Here is an 18,404-nt window from a genome sequence, read left to right on the forward strand (position 1 = left end):
CCGCCAGCCATGCCCGCAGCGGCTCGCCAGCTTCCCCGCTCAGCAGCTGGATAGGTACATAATAAGAGGTATTCGTCTCCCCCTCGTGAGTAAACCAAACCACGCCGACATTAACGGCTTGATGTGGATTTTCACCGACAGCTTCCACATGGATCGTCCCGCTGTCGCTCAATTTGCCAACTAACTCACCCACATTGGCTTCCGTAACAACAACCGCTTCCATGCTTTCAACAACTTGTCCTTCCGCTTCCAGGTCCACAGCGCCGAAGTCCATTTTCTCCAGCAAGGATTTAAATTCCAGCTTACGGAACATGCCAGCCAAGGCTTGTCCGTCAAATCCATCGTAACGGAACGTATCCCACTCGGTTTCCATCGGCACTTCGCGGAAGATTGTCGCGAGCTCTTTACTCATGATCGCGTCTTTCGCGTGCTCCTCGACTTTTTCTTTCATCTTGCCCTTCAGGCTGGCTGTATTCGCAAGCACTTCTTCGACCGTGCCGAATTCATGAAGCATCTTGAGCGCAGTTTTCTCTCCAACGCCCGGAATACCGGGGATGTTATCTGACGTATCGCCCATGAGTCCCTTCAGATCAATAATCTGCGCTGGTGTAAGACCGTACTTCTCCTTAATCTCAGCCGGGTTGTATAACTCAACTTCCGTAATTCCTTTGCGTGTTATCGCAACGGTAACGTGATCGGAAGCGAGCTGCAGCATATCCTTGTCTCCGGAGACAAGCAGCACTTTCTCGCCTTTGGCGTCTGCCGCTTTGGTCAGCGTGCCGATGATGTCGTCAGCTTCATAGCCGGACAGCTCAAACTGCGGAATTTTGAATGCTTTCAGCAGTTCCTTTATCAGAGGAAATTGTTCGGAAAGCTCCGACGGCGTTTTGGCCCGTCCGCCCTTGTATTCGGTATATTCTTTATGTCGAAACGTAATCTTCCCGGCATCAAAAGCAACAAGAAAATGCGTCGGCTTTTCTTCTTCTATTAATTTAAGCAGCATGGTTGTAAAACCATAAACGGCATTCGTGTGCAATCCGCTAGAATTGCTGAGAAGCGGTAAAGCATAGAAAGCTCTGTTTGCAATCGAGTTACCATCAATAATAATAAGCTTATCCATAAGTTCACACCCCGTTTTTAGACATACTTCCTTCATCATAGCATACGAAATTAAAATAAAAAAACGCTAGCGCACATAAACATGTAAGGAATCCAATAATCGATGTTCCGGTCTTCAAAAGGAGGTTCTCCGAATGAGCCCTTTTTTCTCACCAACACGCAAAAAGGTTATATTTTTCGATATGAATAATACGATTCTGGATCGCAGACAATGCTTTGACTCTGCATTCCTTGAGGTTATGAATGACTACACGGCGAGGTGGGAGCCGGACGAAACTCTCTTCACAGCCCAAGATGTTCTTCAGAGTTATAAAATGGAATGGAGCCGGCACCGCAAAGCGCCGGTACGCAGCCCTCTATCGCCGGATGAGCTTCGGCACATTTGTTTGCGCAAGGCGCTGCACCCTCTGCCCGTGAATGTGAGCACGGCTTTTACCCGAGCTTTTTTCGAGCAGATCGAGGAGCAAGAGGATCATTTTGTTGCGCTTTTTCCCGGCGTAGAGGACACGCTCGAGGCGTTATCCCAGAATTATAAGCTGGCCATAATCAGCAACGGAAACCGCAGAAGATTGCAGAGCAATTTGGATAAATTGAAGCTGACCCGGTGGATTACCGAGGATCGCTTATTCAGCTCGGAGAAGGACGGTCCGCGTAAACCGCACCCAGCTATATTTGAGAGGGCTCTGAAGGCCATGAACGCGGCTTCAAGCCAAAGTGTGATGGTTGGTAACTCGTGGCGCAATGACGTGGTAGGAGCCGCGTCCAGCGGTCTGGACGCTATCTGGATACATCCCGGGAATATGAAGAAAATTTCCGAACGGCGAATCGGTAAACAGAAGGTCGTTATCATCCGTTCATTTAAACAGTTGATCTACACCTTCTAACGTGTTCACCCTATATTTTGGAAATAATAAATGCTGCCTGGATACGCCTTGGCTTTCTTCTTGAGAACAGCCGCTGTTTGTGAAATATGTTCAAGTGAAATGGGAGATTCACAGATGCAAACGACTAATGACAGCGACAATGTGACTCCCTCGCTTTTGACCTTATTGCCGCTGCGGTCCCATACATACTCCCATTCCTCATCTTCATAGAACATCTGCACGCCCATTTCGAACCTGCGAATCATTTCCTGGCACAGAAGCTCTGGCTCATCCGTAGAAGAAATCGCGATAAAATCATCGCCTCCCACATGCCCCACGAAATCAAGCGGTGTCCCGCAAACCGAAATCGCCAGCTGCATAATATCAGCGGTATATTGAATCAGTTGATCCCCTTTTTGAAAACCGAACCTGTCATTGAACCATTTGAAATAGTCCAGATCTGCATAAACAACGTGGAATGGCTTACTTTCATGAATCCGTTTATTCAATTCCCTATTAATTTGCAAATTCCCCGGCAGGCCCGTTAATGGATTCGCCACTCGAGCGGACTCCATCCGGACATTGGTTATGCTCTCCAGAATGGCTCTGATTGAAGCAATGCCAGCCATCTTTCCGTTACTTGTAATGATGACGAGGTCATATAAATGATGAATCGACCGCGAGGTTGCCATCTGGGACACCTGCTCGACGGAAATAAACTCGTCAACAATGAGCGGCGAGTCGTCCATAATATTGTCAATCGTCCGGTTCCAAAACAAAGAGAACGCATATTGTCCCGCCAACTGCTGGAACAAGCGATCTCTCATCATAAGGCCGACCGGTTCTTCTTCACTAACAATGACAGCTCCCACTGATTCCTGGTTTTTTTTGAAATAATCCGCAACTTCCGAAATTGGCGCTTTCTTATCGAACACTTTCACCGGTGTTTTGAGATCGCCAATGGCCCAGGTCATATGTCCTCCTTGTACTTTGCGCTGCTGCCAAATCAAATTCTTCAAGCTGTCCTGAATCGTTGCAGGATCCGCCTGTGGTCTGCCCAGCAAGAAACCTTGGGCATAGTGCACCCCAAGCCTCGCCAATTTGGTCAGTTCATCGACATGTTCAATGCCCTCAGCGATCAAAGAGATGTTCATTTTTTGCGCAAAAGTAACGAATGTTTCCAATATGTACTCTTTGACTTTATTGATATGTATATCCTGGATGAGAGACCGGTCGATCTTGATGAAATCCGGTTGAAGCTCGGCAATAGCTTGCATGGACGAGTATCCGGCCCCGGCATCATCGATTGCAATCCGATAACCTTGTTTCCGGTAATGCGCCAATATTTTTTGAGCTAAGGAGAAATCTTCAATGGAGGTTCTTTCTGTTATTTCAAAAACAACGTTGTTTGGACGAAGCCCGTATTTCTGTAAAATTTCCAGCGTTTTCCCCGGAACGAACCCAGGATCATACAACACATGAGACGAAATATTAATAAAAAGCAATTGCTGCGGATGCTCCAGAATTGAACCCTGAATCGCTTTCTCCCGTGCCAACTGTTCAAGCTTGTACAACTCACCGTGCTGCTCTGCGAATTGAAACATGGTTAGCGGCGAGTGAAAGTTACTATCTTTGGGACCACGAATTAGTGCTTCGTACCCCATTACTAGACCATCTTGCATAGAAACAATAGGCTGATAGACAGAATAAATGGAACCTTTTTCAATGATATCGTAAAATTGGAGGAGCTCTTCTGACTGAATACCCATGTCCATCATCCCTTGCGTCATTTAAGTTTATTATCAGTCTATCAAACCAAATGTCAGGCTTTATTATCAATATGTAAAATGTGTGTAAAGAGTTCAAATAAAAAAGAGGGAATTGCCTTTTCGCCACGAAAAAATAGAAGGACGATTGCTAGGTGCGTACAAAGGCTTGTACAAGCACGGAAAGGATTTGAAATGGAACAACAAGTCAAAATCTTGGCGGTAGATGACCGCTACGAGAACTTGCTGGCTCTCAATAGCATTCTGGCCTCTTCCCACTATGACGTGATTTCGCTGCAATCGGGTGAGGAAGTTCTTCGATATTTATTAAAGGAACCCGCCGATCATATTGCTGTCATTCTCATGGATGTTCAAATGCCTGGACTCAGCGGCTTTGAAACGGTTGAGCTGATCAAGCAGCGCAAAGCCTGTCAGGATATTCCGATCATCTTCTTAACCGCCCTCAGCACATCCATTGAGCATGTTCTAAAAGGATATCATGTGGGCTCCATTGATTACTTGTTCAAGCCTGTTCATCCCGAAATGCTGCGCATGAAAGTCGATGCTTTCGTCAACATGCATTTGGGGCATCAGAAAATCAAATTTCAAAGCGAGCTGCTGCACAAACGGACGCTTGATCTCGAAGAGACGAACCGTAAACTGGCGGAAGCCGAGGAGAAACTGAAACAGCAGAATTCACTTCTGGAACAATGGGTCGAAGAACGGACTACGGAACTAGTAGATGCCCATGAGAAGCTGCTGAAGTCTCAGGACCATTTTCAGAAAATGTTCATGCTCTCCCCTTCCTTGATGGCCATTCGCCGTCTGCCGGATCTTACTTATATAGAAATAAATGAAAGCTGGAAGCAGTATACGGGGTATGGCGACGAAATCATCGGGACCAATATGGATTTATTACGAGCGGATTCCGGGGAATCTATCAGCTGCGATGAGGTGATTCATAACTGCAAAGTCAAATATGAAACCAAATCCAAGGAGACACGGACGGCACTTCTCTCTACGGAGATTATCGATATTGAAAATGAAAGCTGCTTGCTTCAGGTAGCCGTTGACATTACGGAAAGCTTGCGCTTTGAAACGGAAATGGCTCGTCTTGCTCAGCTGAATCTGGTTGGGGAAATGGCGGCTGGCATCGCCCATGAAATTCGCAATCCGATGACGACGATTCGCGGCTTTCTGCAATTGTTTCGTGAAAACGATCGCAATATGCAAAAAGAGTATATCCCGATTATGCTCGAGGAGCTGGATCGCGCCAACGAAATTATTACCGAATATTTGTCGCTGGCCAAAAACAAACAATCCCATCAACAGCCGGATCAAATCAACCGGATCATTGAAATGCTCCTTCCACTCATCCAAGCTGAAGCTGTCATGTCAGGCAAGCACGTTCAGTTCCAATTTGTCGATTGCCCGGTCATTCACCTTGATGATAAAGAGATGCGGCAGCTTATTCTCAACATGTGTATGAATGGGCTTGAAGCCATGTCGATTGGCGGAACGCTTACGATCCAAACTTTCAAAGAAAACGGCTATGTTGTCTTGCTCATTTCGGACGAGGGGACAGGCATTGATGAGAAGCATCTGGAGAAGCTTGGACGCCCTTTCTTCACCACGAAGGATGAAGGCACTGGTCTTGGTTTAGCCATTTGCTACAGCATCGCTGCAAGGCACCGTGCATCGATTGAGGTCCAATCCAGCTCGGAGGGGACAACCTTTCTTATTCGCTTTCCCATTCCTGAATGAGCCGCTGCTGCGAATCCTTTCGTGGCACATGGCATCAAAAAAAAGACCGTAAACCAAGCGAAATTTGCTTAGTTCTACGGTCTTTTTTGTACTTATTACACGTTCAAGTCTTTACGTTTCCCAGTTACCATATAAATGACGCCTTCACCAATATTAGTCGTGTGATCCGCTACCCGCTCCAGGAAGTGGGCAACCAGCAGCAAATGCGTCAGCTGGCGATTGCGGTTGTAATCGGAATTCATCATTCCCATCAGCTCTGTCATGACTGTGCTGTACATTTTATCAACACGATCATCCTTCTCAGCCAGTGCCGCAGCACGATGTACATCGCGCTCGGTGTAGGACAGAAGGCTTTCCTGCAGCATCTCGATGGCGATATTCGCCATTTGCGGAATCGTCTCGAGAGGCTTCACAAGCTCCTCTCCGGCGAAGCGGATTGTAATTTTGGCGATGTCTACGGCATGATCGGCAATACGCTCCAAATCAATGGCGATTTTGAGTGCTGTGCCAATAATACGCAGGTCACTCGCCATAGGCTGCTGCAAAGCAATGAGACGCAGCGACAGTTCATCAATCCTTGTTAAATAGTCATCAATTTGATCGTCATTGTTAATTACTTGCTGCGCGGCTTTCTCATTGAGCGTTGCCAGAGAATTAACGGATGTAAGAATCAATTCCTTGACGCTTTCCCCCATCTCAAGCAGTTCTTTTTGCAGCAAAGTTAATGATTGATGAAACCCGGGTCTTGCATCCATGTACGTTGCCCCTTCCAGTAGTTGTTAGCCGAATCTTCCCGTGATGTAATCTTCGGTACGTTGATCGTTCGGATTTGTAAAGATTTTATCGGTTTTGTCAGTTTCGACTAAATACCCGTTCAAGAAAAAGGAGGTCATATCGGAAATCCTGGCTGCTTGCTGCATGTTGTGAGTTACGATAATGATCGTATATTTGTCTTTCAGGGTTTGTGTAAGTTCTTCAACCTTTAACGTTGAGATTGGGTCTAAAGCAGACGTAGGTTCATCCATCAACAGAACATCGGGCTCTACGGCAAGCAAACGAGCGATACATAAACGCTGCTGCTGTCCACCAGACAATCCAAGTGCGGATTTGTTCAAGCGATCCTTAACTTCATCCCATAATGCGGCTTGTACAAGGCTGCGTTCTACGATTTCATCAAGCAAGGCTTTTTTCTTGATTCCGTGAATGCGCGGGCCATAAGCAATATTGTCATAAATACTCATCGGGAACGGATTCGGGCGTTGGAACACCATGCCTACACGTTTGCGCAAAGAAACGACATCTGAATCCGTACCATATATGTTATGGCCGTCTACAGCGACATTTCCCGTAATACGAACACTGTCAATCAAGTCATTCATGCGGTTCAAAGTACGCAGGAACGTTGATTTCCCACAACCTGAAGGTCCAATCAATGCCGCAATACTACCTTTTTCAATCGTTAGGTCGATATCGTGAAGCGCGTGATTTTCTCCGTAGAATAAGTTCAATTTATCTGCTTTAATCTTTGTTTTCGTCATGGTTGAAGTCGACATTGTTTATTTCCCCCCGGAAAGTCTTTTTTGTAAGATTCGGCTTGGTATGCTGACCAACAGGTTAAAGATAAGCACAACGATTAGAAGCAACGCGGCACTTCCTTTGGCAATGTCTTTTGCATCCGGCACAAGCGCTTCAGCACCTACATACCATAGATGAACGGATAACGTCTCACCCATGTTCAGCGGGTTGAAATCCGGGAAGAAACGGGAAACCGATAACCCGGCTGTGTAAATAAGAATGGCGGATTCACCTAATGCACGACCTGCAATCAGCGTGATTCCTGTGATCAAACTAGGCAGAGCTGCTGGAATAAGGACTTTGCGGATAGCCTGCCACTTGGTTGAGCCCAGCGCCAAGCTTGCTTCCCAATAGGACTCGGGAACCGTGCGGATCGATTCTTCCGTAACCCTGACCATAACAGGCAAATTCAACAGGGCTACCGTCGCCGCGCCGCCGAGAATGGAAAACTTCAGCCCGAGCAAATTGGCGAAAAGCAAGAATCCAAACAATCCAAAAACGATGGAAGGTACAGAAGACAAAGCCTCAACGGATATACGGACAAGATCCGTAAACCAATTTTTTTGTGCATAAATCGCCAAGTAAATGCCTGAGAACAATCCGATTGGAATGGAAATCAGGAGAGATAAGATCAAGACATAGAAAGAGTTGAACAATTGAGGCCCAACGCCCCCACCGGCTTTAATTTCTTCCGGCTTTCCGAAGATGAAATGCCAGGACAGATGAGGAATGCCATCTCCCAAAATCCGAAAGAGAAACCAAGCCAAAATCCCTATGATAAGTATGCCTGATGCCCAAAAATATACCGTCGCAATCCGGTCCGTTGATTTACTTGTCATTTCACTTCACTCCTTTTTGCAACAATACGAATGATGATAATTAAGGATAAGGAGATTACAAGTAAAAGCAGCGCCATCATATACAACGCATTGTTCCATGTTGATCCGTAATTTGTATTCCCCATGTCTTTCACGATTGCTGTTGTTAATACCGTTGTAGAATCAAGCAACGACTTCGGCATTTGAGGTGAGTTACCAATAACCATAAATACAGCCATGGTTTCTCCAATTGCACGGCCCATCCCAAGGATAATTGCCGTTAAAATACCCGGTCTAGCTGCTGGCAGCAGCACGCGCCACATCGTTTGCCAGCGTGTTGCTCCAAGCGCAAGAGATGCTTCCTCCAGACGACTGGGAAGCGCTCGGATCGCGTCTTCAGAGATAGAGAGAATGGTTGGTAGAATCATAATTGCTAATATGATAGAAGCAGGCAGAATGCCGTAAGCGACATCGCCGGTTATTTTACCTAAAGCAGGAACAATGACGGTCATCCCGATTAAACCGTAGACAACCGAAGGAATCCCTACGAATAAATCAGTCGCTGGGCGCATGATTTCGCGCATCCATTTTGGAGCGATTTTCGCCATGAATAATGCACCGGACAAAGCCAGCGGTACTGAGAAAACGACGGAAACAAGCGTCATCAGCAAGGTGCTGTATAAGAAAGGAAACGCTCCGAATTTATTCGAGCCTGGTGTCCAGTCCGTCGAGAAGAAAAACTCCAAAGGACTTACACCCTGAAACGTCTTGATCCCTTGCATACCTACGAAAACAATGATGGAGAAAATAATCGCCGATACAAGTGCAGCACTAAGGACAAATACCCAGCGCATGATGCTGTCTTGTCTATGTTGTCCTTTGGTCCAATTCGAAACAATTGGACGGCTTTTGCTGTCTGAACTCGCATTTGATAGTTTGTCTGCTACGGAATTCACTGGGTTAATCCCCCTTTATTTAATACCACATGCCCTAACATGTCATACTGTTATGATAGGACATGAATGTCATTGCATCGTTAATGAATTGTAAAGGCAATGTAAAAGTTTATTGATTTATGTACTCACACGGCAAAAAGAGCGCCCGCATGATGCGAACGCCCTAAATGAGAGAACTACTTATTTTTTAAGCAAATCAGCTGGCAAGAATTTCAAGTCACGAACTTGTTTACCTTGGAATTCTTTTGTGGAAATATACGCGATGAAAGCTTTAGCTGGGTCTTTTGCTTCACCTTTTGTATACATGTGCTCAACACCAAACAGTTTGTAAGTACCGTTTTTGATGTTTTCTTCGGAGAAAGCTACGCCGTCGATTTTCAATGCTTTAACTGTATCATCGATGTAAGGAGTATCTACATAACCGATGGAACCGGATTGACCTACAACAGCTGTTTTCATAGCACCGCTGTTTTCTTGTGTAATACCGTCTTTCGTGAAGTCTTTACCATCAAGAATGATTGTTTTTACAAGCGTACGGGAACCGGAGCTATCTGGACGGTGTACAAGAACGATTTTCGCATCGTTACCACCAACATCTTTCCAGTTAGTGATTTTACCCATGTAAATATCAGCAGCTTGTTGTTTTGTTACGTTGTCTACTTTAACGTCTTTGTTTACGATGAATGCGAATGGAGCAATGGCTACTTGGTGGTCAACAAGACCTCTATCTTTATATTCAGCGGCTGGCTCAACATCGGAGTTACCGATATCGGAAGTACCGTCAGCTACGTTTTTAATTCCTGTGCCTGAACCACCAGCTGTAACGTTGATCGTTACTTTTGGGTTCTTTTCCATAAACTCAGTTGCCGCTTGTTTAACTAGCGGAAGCAATGCGCTTGAACCGGAAGCAGTGATTGTACCAGTAAGTTCTGTTTTAGGTGTATCAGAAGGCTTTGCAGACGCTGTAGCAGCTGTTGTTGCAGCAGGTGTAGCGGAAGCGCCATTTGTTTTTGTTTCTGTTTTTGCTCCGCATCCAACCAATGACCCCATCATTAATACCGCGGATAGTGTTAATGTAATTCCTTTTTTCGACATGAACTTGAACATAGTCAGCATGTCCTCCTTTTATTTTATGTTGCTTCTCTGGTTAGTTTCGATTTCCTTGTTTGTTCCTCGCAACTAACTTACAAATACATCGTAACAATCGAATGTAAAATCCAAACCCATGAAACGTAAACGTAATGTAAAACTTTTTCATAGGACTTTTGATAGAATTGTATGGTTAATTTTACATCTTATTTACACAGTTCGACGCTTTAGTTAATAGAAGCATCCTATATTTATAAGCAGAAACAAGAAACGCGTCATATCTTGTCTATTTATGGGGGGGGGATGTATGTGAGCCGATTATTTTTCTTCAACATGACCATGCGTGCCAAATTAATCGTCAGTTTCAGTGGGGTGCTCTTGATTTTTCTGGCTGTTGCTTATTTCAATCTTCATCAGGTTAGCCAAATCAAACAACATATGACCGATCAGAATGACAAGGTCGAACTCAAAGTAATGGCTTTGGAACTAAAGGAAATGGTCCAAGACATGAACATTATTGCGTCAGGATTGGAGATTTCGAAGAAACCCGAATACATATTTAAGTACAATGCCAAACGCCAGCCTTTCAATGATTATATTAAAAAAATAGGAGATACCGCCTCTACGCCCGATCAGCTAAAATGGCGCAGCCAATTAATCCAAGCCTCCGTTGACTACATTAATAACTTTGATTCTGCCGCCAAAATGATTCAAGTTAATAATGGTACGAGTACTAAGGATTTAGAAATCAACCTGATGTATCTCTACAATGAGTCTCAGGATCTGAAAAGTGTGATTTTTGATCTAGTCGATAAGTTCTATTTGACCTATGCGGAGTCGGCTGATCAAGCCATCGTGTCTTCTACCAAAGCTTTGGACAGCACGAGTCTGGTTATGATGTGCGCATCTATCATTGTGCTTCTGATTACAGTTTTGATTGCTTTCTTCCTGATTCGTTCTTTTATCCGGCCGATTCAAAAGCTGCAAAAAGCCGTTTCGCTTATCGCGGCAGGAGATTTAACACATACGATCAATGCCATATCCAAAGATGAGCTGGGTCAACTCAGCCAAAGCTTCGACCATATGATCCGCCAGGTGCGGCATATGCTTTACGCTACGAAGCAAATCGCTTCTTCCTTAAGCGATCACTCGCATGAATTTCATCGTTTCTCCCAGCTTACGGCTTCCGCGAACACGGATATTTTGAAAGCGATCAATGAAATTTCACACGGGGCCGATGAGCAGGCCATTCAAACCGAGTCCAGCTCCCTGATCATTACAGAGCTGGAAGCGGAGATTCGGGACATTACCGCCTATACATATGAAATGATAAAAGCAAGTGATGAGGCCGCAGCGGGTACGCTGCAAGGCACAGGTTATGTCCGTGCGCTGAAGGTATCGTCCGAGCAGTCGCAAGAGGTGCTGCATAAAGTCGATGCAGCCATGCAGACCTTAGCCGCCAGCTCGAAGCAGATTGGCGCCATCACACGTTCGATTACGGAGATATCGACGCAAACGAACGTCCTGGCCCTGAACGCCGCGATTGAAGCGGCCAGGGCCGGCGTGCACGGCCGCGGCTTCTCCGTGATCGCGGATGAGGTTCGTCAGCTGTCGCAGCAGACGAACGATTCGTCCAAGACGATCAGCGGCATTACGCAAGCGCTGCAGAAACAAATCCAAGAGCTGCAAAGCTCGCTCTTGGAAGCAAAAGATTCTGCGGTTACCCAGAATCATCGTGTTGCGGACACGCTCAGCTCTTTCGAGAGCATCGAGCATTCCATGACCGGCATCAAGGAGCAGATTGAGCACATTCATTTGAAAATCGAGCAGGCGCGTTCCAAGAACGATCAGCTTGTTGGCTCCGTTCAGTTCGTGGCGGCGATTGCCCAAGAAACTGCAGCCGGTGTGGAGGAAGTCAACTCCACTTCCATCCAGCAGGATGCGTCCATCCGCCGCATTGCGGAAGAGTCCGATGACATTCTTGCCTTGGCAGACCGATTATTCGCAGAGATTAGCAAGTTCCAGATCATTGAAACCGATGAAGAAATGGCGAATGGTCAGGCTAGCGCAGATAAGGATCATACTCCAGGCAATGAAGATACAGAAGGTCATAGTGAAATTGACGGTGACGGACACAGCCCTGATCATAGGCTAAAGAGCCCGTACTTATCGGATAACCTGCAAATTTGAAAAATGAGGCTCTCCCTCGGTCACACGGTGACTTGTGGGAGAGCCTTTTTTAATGCACGAAACGCCCTTCTTCCGGCACTGCAACTTCATTGAAATGGTCAGCCAAGTGCGCTAATTGACTCGTCAATTCCTCCTCGCGCATCGGTGTGCCATGTCCAGTCACAGCGAGGCTCGGGCGAAGTTCATTCAATTTCTTGACGGAGGCTGCCGCAGCTCCCCAATCGGTCGTAAAATACTTCGGCGGACCGCTGATTTCCTGCGTCTGGAGAAGTACGCGGTAGAGCGACTCCTGTTTTACAGTGACAAAAGCATCGCCAGCGATTAATGAGCGGTCTTTTTCCCGGAAAAGCGAAATATGGCCTGGCGTATGTCCCGGTGTATGTATCCATTGCCAATCTGGCAGACCAGGAATGGAGCCACCCTCCTGTAACGCCTTCACATGATCTCCGAGGTTGATGCCGTGATTCGGAAACAACGGAGAAAGCTCACTCATAAGTCCCCCGTTCACCGTTGAGTCCCCTTCAGGGTAATTCGCTTTTCCTGTTAAATACGGGATTTCCTGCTCATGCGCATACACAGGCACATCCCAATGCTCAAGCAGCTCTGCAAGCGCACCAACATGATCAAAATGTCCGTGGGTCAAAATAATGCCCTGCGGCTTCGTCATTGTCCCAAAACGATCCTCCGCCAACTGAATGATGTTGTCTGCGGAATGCGGCATACCCGCGTCGACCAGAAACCATGTCTTCGACTTAGAGGTCGGATTGCCGATGAAACATATATTAACGAACTGAATGCAGTAGCAGTAAATATCAATGCTCACTTCTTGGCCTTCCCCGCTTGATACCGTCGTTAACGGGATATGTGTATGTTCGTAGGTGGACTCCAATTGTCTTGCCCCTTTTCAGATGGATTTCTATTATCATCTCCTTTACCGATTCGGATTATCGGAACAAACATAAGAAAGACCAACCTGCTTCGCGTTTTGCGCAGGTTGGTCTTTTGGCTTAAATTTGTTGCGGCAGTTTTCTAATAATTTCTATCTTCCGGATGCGGTTGGCATCCCTCTCCCGCACGATAAAGGTCAAATCCTCATAATCCCATGGCTCGCCTTTTTCCAGCTCAGGTTGCTTGCTATACAGCCATCCGCCAATCGAATCGACTTCCTCATGATCCAGTTTCGAGTCAAGATAATGATTGACTTCATTGACTAGCGCGGTTCCTTTGATCAAAAATCGGTTGGTGTCCAGCGTTTCAATATCGCGCTTCTCGTCCTTATCAAATTCGTCCCGGATCTCACCGACGATCTCCTCAAGGATGTCCTCAATGGTGATTAAGCCGGCAGTACCGCCGTACTCATCCAATAACAGCGCGATATGCACCTGTTCTTGCTGCATTTTTTTCAATAGCTGTTTGATCGGCATGACATCAGGCACAGTCATGACGGGCTGCAATAACGCGCTAAAATCACAATTAGGATTGTTATCGTAACTCAAGAAAAACTGTTTGGTATTTACGATACCAATAATATCATCCTTGCTCTCTTTGGCCACAGGAAAACGGGTGTATTGTTCTCGCTTAATGATCTCCAAATTCTCTTTCAACGATTTGTTAGCGTATAAGCAGACCATGTCGGTCCGAGGAACCATGATTTCACGAGCTAACAACTCATCAAATGTAAAAATTCGATCTGTGTAGCCGTATTCTGTTTTATTAATTTTGCCGCTTTGGTAACTCTCCTGAAGAATTAAGCGAATCTCTTCCTCGGAGTGGGCTTCTTCATGTTCGCTGGCCGGCTTCATACCGAGCAATTTGATCATGCCATTCGCAGACCCATTAAGCAGCCAAATGAATGGGTACATGATTTTGTGGAAAATTACAATAATAGGTGCTGTTAGCACTGCGATTTGCTCAGCTTTTTGAATGGCAAGCGACTTTGGCGCAAGTTCACCCAGAACAACATGAAGATATGTCATCAAAACAAAAGCGATACCGAAAGATAAGATGTGTGACAAGCTGTCACTTATGGTTAATAGTTCGAATAGGGGGTGCAGCAATTTCTCTACAGTCGGCTCTCCTAACCAACCAAGACCGAGAGCTGTGATTGTAATCCCCAGTTGGCAGGCGGACAAGTAAGCATCGAGATTTGTTGTTACCTTCTGCACGGCAAGCGCGTTCTTGCTACCTTCAAGTACCATCTGTTCAACACGGCTGGGACGGAGCTTAATGATTGCAAATTCGGTAGCCACGAAAAAAGCGGTTAATAATATGAGCAAAGCAATTAAAAATAGATTCAATACCATGGCAACTCATCCTTTACGAAATGAATTATTCTTATAAACAGTTCTTATGAACTATTCTAATATAATATAATGAAACAAACAAAGTTCGTTTTAAGCCATAATCGATTATTTTTTACTTTATTGGGGGAAATCGTTGGCAGATGTCGGCCTTCTCATGAAATCTTTCCTTTTGACATGGCCTAAACCGTATTTTATTATAAGTTCATATGAACTGTTCAAACACAGACGAGGTGATGTCAATATGGAAACATTAACTTTTAGACGCAAAGATATGGCTGATTTAATGTTGTCTTTGAGTGGTCATCTAGAGAAATCACCTCTGGCTATTCTGCAAGACACATGGCGAATCCAGCATGAGAATGATTTGGAGCAGGGAAAATCCATGTCTGCCTTTCTATCGACGACGCTTCCTCCCCTCATTGAGAAAATGATCAAGTCGGAGATTAAGCCGGCTTTCTCCTTAAGCGATATCGTTGCACTTGGTACTCAAGTAGAGTTTACACAATTTAGTGTTACCTCTATTCAGAACTGGGTGAAACGTGATTTCAAAGAACTTATCGGACTTCCGGAGGATGGGAAAAAATATTCCCTTCAACAAGTCGCTTTGTTTTTCATCATCGAGGACCTGCGTTCTTCGTTGGACTATGACTCCATTCGCAAATTGTTCCATATATTATTTAGTTCCACATCCTATAACTGCGCAGAGCAAACCATTACTCCTCTTCAGTTTTATTCGATCTATTCGGAGCTGTACGAAGTATTGGATGCTCGTTACAGAAATTACGTGGGAAATAGCCAGGATTTTATCTCCAAGTGGGATCAGATGTTGGATGAGGCGGCACATGAGTACGCCGTTTCACATTGCCCGCATGCGAATGCCAAGGAGCAGGAGATGCTCAAAAATGCCATTCATGTCGCTATCATTTCCGTTCATTCGTCTAGTTTTAACTCTTTGGCAAGACGATATGTGAACGGCATGGTATTTCTGCACAGTTTTAAATAATAATAGACAACAAAGGCCAAGAACCATTCACCGGTTCTTGGCCTTTCTCTGTAAAACGTTATTTCGCAATCTCATCCGTTGCCTTAATGTTGCGCAGAATACTTACTTCAACCCTGCGATTCTGGGCGCGGCCTTCTGTTGTATCATTCGAGGCAATGGGGCGATACTCCCCGTATCCGACTGAAGAGTATGAGGAAGGGTCGATTTTACCATTATTCAATAAGATCTTCATAAAATTAACGGACCGTTTGGCACTCAGATCCCAGTTTGTTTCAAAATCCGCGCGGTGAATCGGGATATTATCCGTGTGCCCGCCCACCTCAACCTGATAGCCCGGGTAATTCGCCAGCATGCCTGCGATGGAAACAGCCAGCTTCTGGGAATCCTGCTTCATGGTCGCAGAACCCGAGTCGAACAGCGCGCGATCACTAATGGTAATCGTCAGTTTCTCGTTATCCAGCTTCGTCGTTAGCTGCTCGTTCAACTGATTTTCTTTGATGAAAGCATCCATGCTTTTCTTCAGTTCTTCCAGATCCTTTTCTTCCTTTTGCAGCTTCGCGGCCAGTTGACTGTCCGTATGACTTGGATCCTTCGGCGGCGGGTTCTGATTCTTGTTATTGTTCCTGGTCGAGCTCGCCGCGTCGTCAATCGGAATCAAATTAGATACCGCGAATGGCGCTTCTCCACCCGTAAACGCATTATTCAAGGACCTCATAATCGAGTTATACTTCTTCGAATCCAACTGGCTGGATGCAAATAGAATGATAAAAAGAGCTAGAAGCAAAGTAAGCAAATCCGCATAGGGAATAAGCCAGGATTCATCAACGTGTTCTTCATGGTCCTCATGCTTCTTCTTTTTACTCACTGAGCGGCTTCCCCTTTCGCCTCTTCGTCATACGATGCGCGGTCGCTGTTCGCTACGAAGATCATCATTTTTTGCTTCACCGAGTTGGCGGATACACCGGACTGAATAGATAGTAAGCCTTCGACGATCATGAGTTTAATTTCAACTTCCTTCTTCGACTTCTGTTTCAGCTTGTTCGCGAAGGGGTGAAAAATAACATAACCAAGGAAAATCCCAAACATCGTGGCAACGAACGCAGCGGAAATCAAATGCCCCAACTTCTCTACTTCGCTTAAGTTCCCAAGGGCAGCAATCAAACCTACAACGGCGCCAAGAACGCCAAGTGTTGGTGCATATGTACCGGCTTGTGTAAAAATTCCCGCATATTTCTTATGTCTTGCTTCCATTTCGGCAATATCCTCAAGCAGGACATCGCGCACGAAATCAGGATCATTCCCGTCAATAATGAGACGCATTCCGCTTTTCATAAAAGGATCCGACAGCTCTTCCGCTTGCTTTTCCAGGGAAAGAAGGCCCTCACGGCGTGTAATGGATACCCATTCGATAAACGTATTGATCAGTTCTTTTTTAGGCATTAATTTTTGTTCGGTAAAAATAATTTTCAATAAGGTCGGAATCTTTTTTATTTCCTCTAAAGAAAACGCGATAAACAAGGCTGAAGCGGTTCCTCCGAAAATAATCAGCGCAGCTGCTGGGTTTAAAAGCGCGACCAAACTTGCCCCTTTTAACACCATGCCCACACCAATCGATATAAGCGCTAAAACAATTCCAATTAAAGATGATTTCTCCATATGCCGACACCCTCTTTTCTCTAGTCATCAAAGCCATGTAGCATGCATTCCATAATTCGACAAAAATACTTTCTTTGTACATAATGATAGGTTTATTTGCTATAAATTACAATCATTTTCGAGAGATAAATAGGACTATAGTCATGTATTTTTTGTGAAGTTCAAAGGGGAATGACGAAATCTGGCGTCTCTCTCTTACCTAATTTATACTTAAGGAGAGATAACTCCTGCTAAAATCGATATCAGCAAAATCTGAAGCAAGTTGGTATGATCTGGCAGCCTTTGTGGAAACGATAGAAAAGAAACAAGCAATCTTCATACATAAGGAGAGATGAACGTGGAGAAACGAATGTTCGGCCGGACGGGGCAGCAATTTCCGCTGCTCAGCTTTGGCGCACAACGCATCGTAGACGAGCATAACTGTACGGAAGACGAGGCTATTGCGATCGTGAATCGCGCGATTGACGAAGGCATCACTTATTTCGATACGGCGCCGAGTTATTCGAAAGGCCAATCAGAAGAAAGACTCGGCAAAGCTTTAGCGCTCCATGGCCGCAGAAACGATGTCTGGATTGCGACCAAAACAAACGACCGCACGAGAGACGGTTCTTTGAAGCTGCTCGAAGAGAGCCTGAAAAGACTGCAAACCGACCATGTGGAAGAATGGCGCTTGCACAATATCATGACAATGGAAGAGTTGGACAAATGCTTTGCCAAAGGCGGTGCGTTGGAAGCGCTGATTGAAGCAAAAGACCAAGGCTTGATCAAGCATATCTCGATCAGCGGACATACGAATCCTCGCGTACAGCTCGAAGCCATCGACCGGTACCCGTTCGATAGCGCGCTTGTGGCTCTCTCCGCCGCCGACCACCTCGTATACAGCTTCGCGCATGAATTCCTGCCGAAAGCGAATGAGAAAGGCATTGCAGTGATCGGCATGAAAGTGATGGCGCTTGGCAAGCTTGCTCCGTGGTACGAGAAGGCCTTGCAATACACGTTCTCTCTACCGATTTCCACGGCAATCGTTGGCATGGAATCGATGGAGCAGCTGGAGCAGAACCTGGCTATCGCCAAGAGCTTCAAACCTATGACGGACCTTGAGCAGTTGTCCTTCTTGAAAGAAATCATGCATCTGGCTAATCCGGATGTACTGCGTTGGAAATCAACCGACTGGGTGTCGGGGGAATGGTATGTTCGTTAGAAGGCGCACAAGGATAAACGCTTTCGTCTTCTTTCTAGGGTAGATGCGAAGCAAAAGTAAAGGAGCTAAGCGGCATGAATGCGCTTAGCTCCTTTGCTTTT

The 18,404-nt window shown here is 45.6% G+C and carries 16 protein-coding genes; 5 read left to right on the plus strand and 11 right to left on the minus strand.

All coding sequences use genetic code 11. The annotated features are described in order from the left end of the window. Positions 1–1,120 (minus strand): 5'-3' exonuclease H3TH domain-containing protein (locus tag PCH02S_RS30200; RefSeq protein ID WP_281282288.1); only part of this gene is annotated, 1,120 nt, incomplete at its 3' end. A 133-nt stretch (positions 1,121–1,253) separates the two neighbouring features. Between PCH02S_RS30200 and PCH02S_RS30205 the strand changes: the two genes are divergently transcribed. Continuing rightward, on the plus strand, positions 1,254–2,003 hold the full coding sequence (locus PCH02S_RS30205; RefSeq protein ID WP_127457811.1) for an HAD family hydrolase: 750 nt from the start codon (positions 1,254–1,256) through the stop codon (positions 2,001–2,003). Between the two features lie 5 nt (positions 2,004–2,008). Here PCH02S_RS30205 and PCH02S_RS30210 read toward each other — a convergent pair whose 3' ends face one another. Beyond that, entirely contained in the window at positions 2,009–3,751 is a 1,743-nt protein-coding gene (locus tag PCH02S_RS30210; protein WP_164819790.1) for a GGDEF domain-containing protein, read from the minus strand. A gap of 192 nt (positions 3,752–3,943) precedes the next feature. Between PCH02S_RS30210 and PCH02S_RS30215 the strand changes: the two genes are divergently transcribed. Further along, positions 3,944–5,512, plus strand: coding sequence for an ATP-binding response regulator (locus PCH02S_RS30215; protein ID WP_127457813.1), 1,569 nt, complete (start codon positions 3,944–3,946; stop codon positions 5,510–5,512). Between the two features lie 95 nt (positions 5,513–5,607). Here PCH02S_RS30215 and phoU read toward each other — a convergent pair whose 3' ends face one another. The 5 genes from phoU to PCH02S_RS30240 all read right to left on the minus strand — a co-directional run bounded on the left by phoU (position 5,608) and on the right by PCH02S_RS30240 (position 9,968). Beyond that, entirely contained in the window at positions 5,608–6,267 is a 660-nt protein-coding gene (phoU, locus tag PCH02S_RS30220) for a phosphate signaling complex protein PhoU (protein ID WP_127457814.1), read from the minus strand. Positions 6,268–6,291: 24 nt separating this feature from the next. Continuing rightward, a complete protein-coding gene (pstB, locus tag PCH02S_RS30225; RefSeq protein ID WP_127457815.1) occupies positions 6,292–7,065 on the minus strand; it encodes a phosphate ABC transporter ATP-binding protein PstB in 774 nt (257 codons plus the stop codon). Positions 7,066–7,068: 3 nt separating this feature from the next. Further along, positions 7,069–7,926 carry a phosphate ABC transporter permease PstA gene (pstA, locus tag PCH02S_RS30230; RefSeq protein WP_127457816.1) on the minus strand — a complete coding sequence of 286 codons (858 nt, stop codon included), beginning with the start codon at positions 7,924–7,926 and terminating at the stop codon, positions 7,069–7,071. Further along, positions 7,923–8,861 (minus strand): phosphate ABC transporter permease subunit PstC, encoded by a 939-nt coding sequence (pstC, locus tag PCH02S_RS30235; RefSeq protein WP_127457817.1) that lies wholly within the window; start codon positions 8,859–8,861, stop codon positions 7,923–7,925. Before pstC ends, pstA begins: the two co-directional genes overlap by 4 nt. A 180-nt stretch (positions 8,862–9,041) precedes the next feature. Continuing rightward, the gene (locus PCH02S_RS30240; RefSeq protein ID WP_127457818.1) at positions 9,042–9,968 is read right to left on the minus strand and encodes a phosphate ABC transporter substrate-binding protein; all 927 of its coding nucleotides are present in this window, start codon (positions 9,966–9,968) and stop codon (positions 9,042–9,044) included. A gap of 291 nt (positions 9,969–10,259) precedes the next feature. On the opposite strand from PCH02S_RS30240, the gene PCH02S_RS30245 reads away from it, so the two are divergent. Then, entirely contained in the window at positions 10,260–12,140 is a 1,881-nt protein-coding gene (locus tag PCH02S_RS30245) for a methyl-accepting chemotaxis protein (protein ID WP_164819791.1), read from the plus strand. 49 nt (positions 12,141–12,189) lie between these two features. Here PCH02S_RS30245 and PCH02S_RS30250 read toward each other — a convergent pair whose 3' ends face one another. Further along, positions 12,190–13,029, minus strand: coding sequence for an MBL fold metallo-hydrolase (locus tag PCH02S_RS30250; RefSeq protein ID WP_127457820.1), 840 nt, complete (start codon positions 13,027–13,029; stop codon positions 12,190–12,192). Between the two features lie 118 nt (positions 13,030–13,147). Then, the gene (locus tag PCH02S_RS30255; protein ID WP_127457821.1) at positions 13,148–14,443 is read right to left on the minus strand and encodes a hemolysin family protein; all 1,296 of its coding nucleotides are present in this window, start codon (positions 14,441–14,443) and stop codon (positions 13,148–13,150) included. Positions 14,444–14,684: 241 nt separating this feature from the next. Between PCH02S_RS30255 and PCH02S_RS30260 the strand changes: the two genes are divergently transcribed. Next, on the plus strand, positions 14,685–15,446 hold the full coding sequence (locus PCH02S_RS30260) for a DUF1836 domain-containing protein (protein WP_164819792.1): 762 nt from the start codon (positions 14,685–14,687) through the stop codon (positions 15,444–15,446). 58 nt (positions 15,447–15,504) lie between these two features. Here the strand turns inward: PCH02S_RS30260 and motB are convergent, their stop codons facing one another. Next, positions 15,505–16,311: a flagellar motor protein MotB gene (motB, locus tag PCH02S_RS30265; protein WP_127457823.1), complete on the minus strand. Its 807-nt coding sequence runs from the start codon at positions 16,309–16,311 to the stop codon at positions 15,505–15,507. Next, positions 16,308–17,102, minus strand: coding sequence for a flagellar motor stator protein MotA (gene motA / locus PCH02S_RS30270; protein ID WP_127457824.1), 795 nt, complete (start codon positions 17,100–17,102; stop codon positions 16,308–16,310). The genes motB and motA overlap by 4 nt, the downstream gene beginning before the upstream one ends. A gap of 337 nt (positions 17,103–17,439) precedes the next feature. Here motA and PCH02S_RS30275 point away from each other — a divergent pair, with 337 nt between their 5' ends. Beyond that, complete coding sequence (locus PCH02S_RS30275) at positions 17,440–18,303, plus strand: aldo/keto reductase (protein WP_127457825.1); 864 nt, start codon at positions 17,440–17,442, stop codon at positions 18,301–18,303. Positions 18,304–18,404 lie beyond the last annotated feature (101 nt).

The organism is Paenibacillus chondroitinus NBRC 15376 (assembly GCF_004000765.1).
Taxonomy (GTDB): Bacteria; Bacillota; Bacilli; order Paenibacillales; family NBRC-103111; genus Paenibacillus_E; species Paenibacillus_E chondroitinus.

Coding starts and splice junctions, on each gene's coding strand:
- PCH02S_RS30205 (WP_127457811.1), top strand. CDS start 1,254: ATGAGCCCTTTTTTCTCACCAACACGCAAAAAGGTTATATTTTTCGAT.
- PCH02S_RS30210 (WP_164819790.1), bottom strand. CDS start 3,751: ATGGGTATTCAGTCAGAAGAGCTCCTCCAATTTTACGATATCATTGAA.
- PCH02S_RS30215 (WP_127457813.1), top strand. CDS start 3,944: ATGGAACAACAAGTCAAAATCTTGGCGGTAGATGACCGCTACGAGAAC.
- phoU (WP_127457814.1), bottom strand. CDS start 6,267: ATGGATGCAAGACCCGGGTTTCATCAATCATTAACTTTGCTGCAAAAA.
- pstB (WP_127457815.1), bottom strand. CDS start 7,065: ATGTCGACTTCAACCATGACGAAAACAAAGATTAAAGCAGATAAATTG.
- pstA (WP_127457816.1), bottom strand. CDS start 7,926: ATGACAAGTAAATCAACGGACCGGATTGCGACGGTATATTTTTGGGCA.
- PCH02S_RS30240 (WP_127457818.1), bottom strand. CDS start 9,968: ATGTTCAAGTTCATGTCGAAAAAAGGAATTACATTAACACTATCCGCG.
- PCH02S_RS30255 (WP_127457821.1), bottom strand. CDS start 14,443: ATGGTATTGAATCTATTTTTAATTGCTTTGCTCATATTATTAACCGCT.
- PCH02S_RS30260 (WP_164819792.1), top strand. CDS start 14,685: ATGGAAACATTAACTTTTAGACGCAAAGATATGGCTGATTTAATGTTG.
- motA (WP_127457824.1), bottom strand. CDS start 17,102: ATGGAGAAATCATCTTTAATTGGAATTGTTTTAGCGCTTATATCGATT.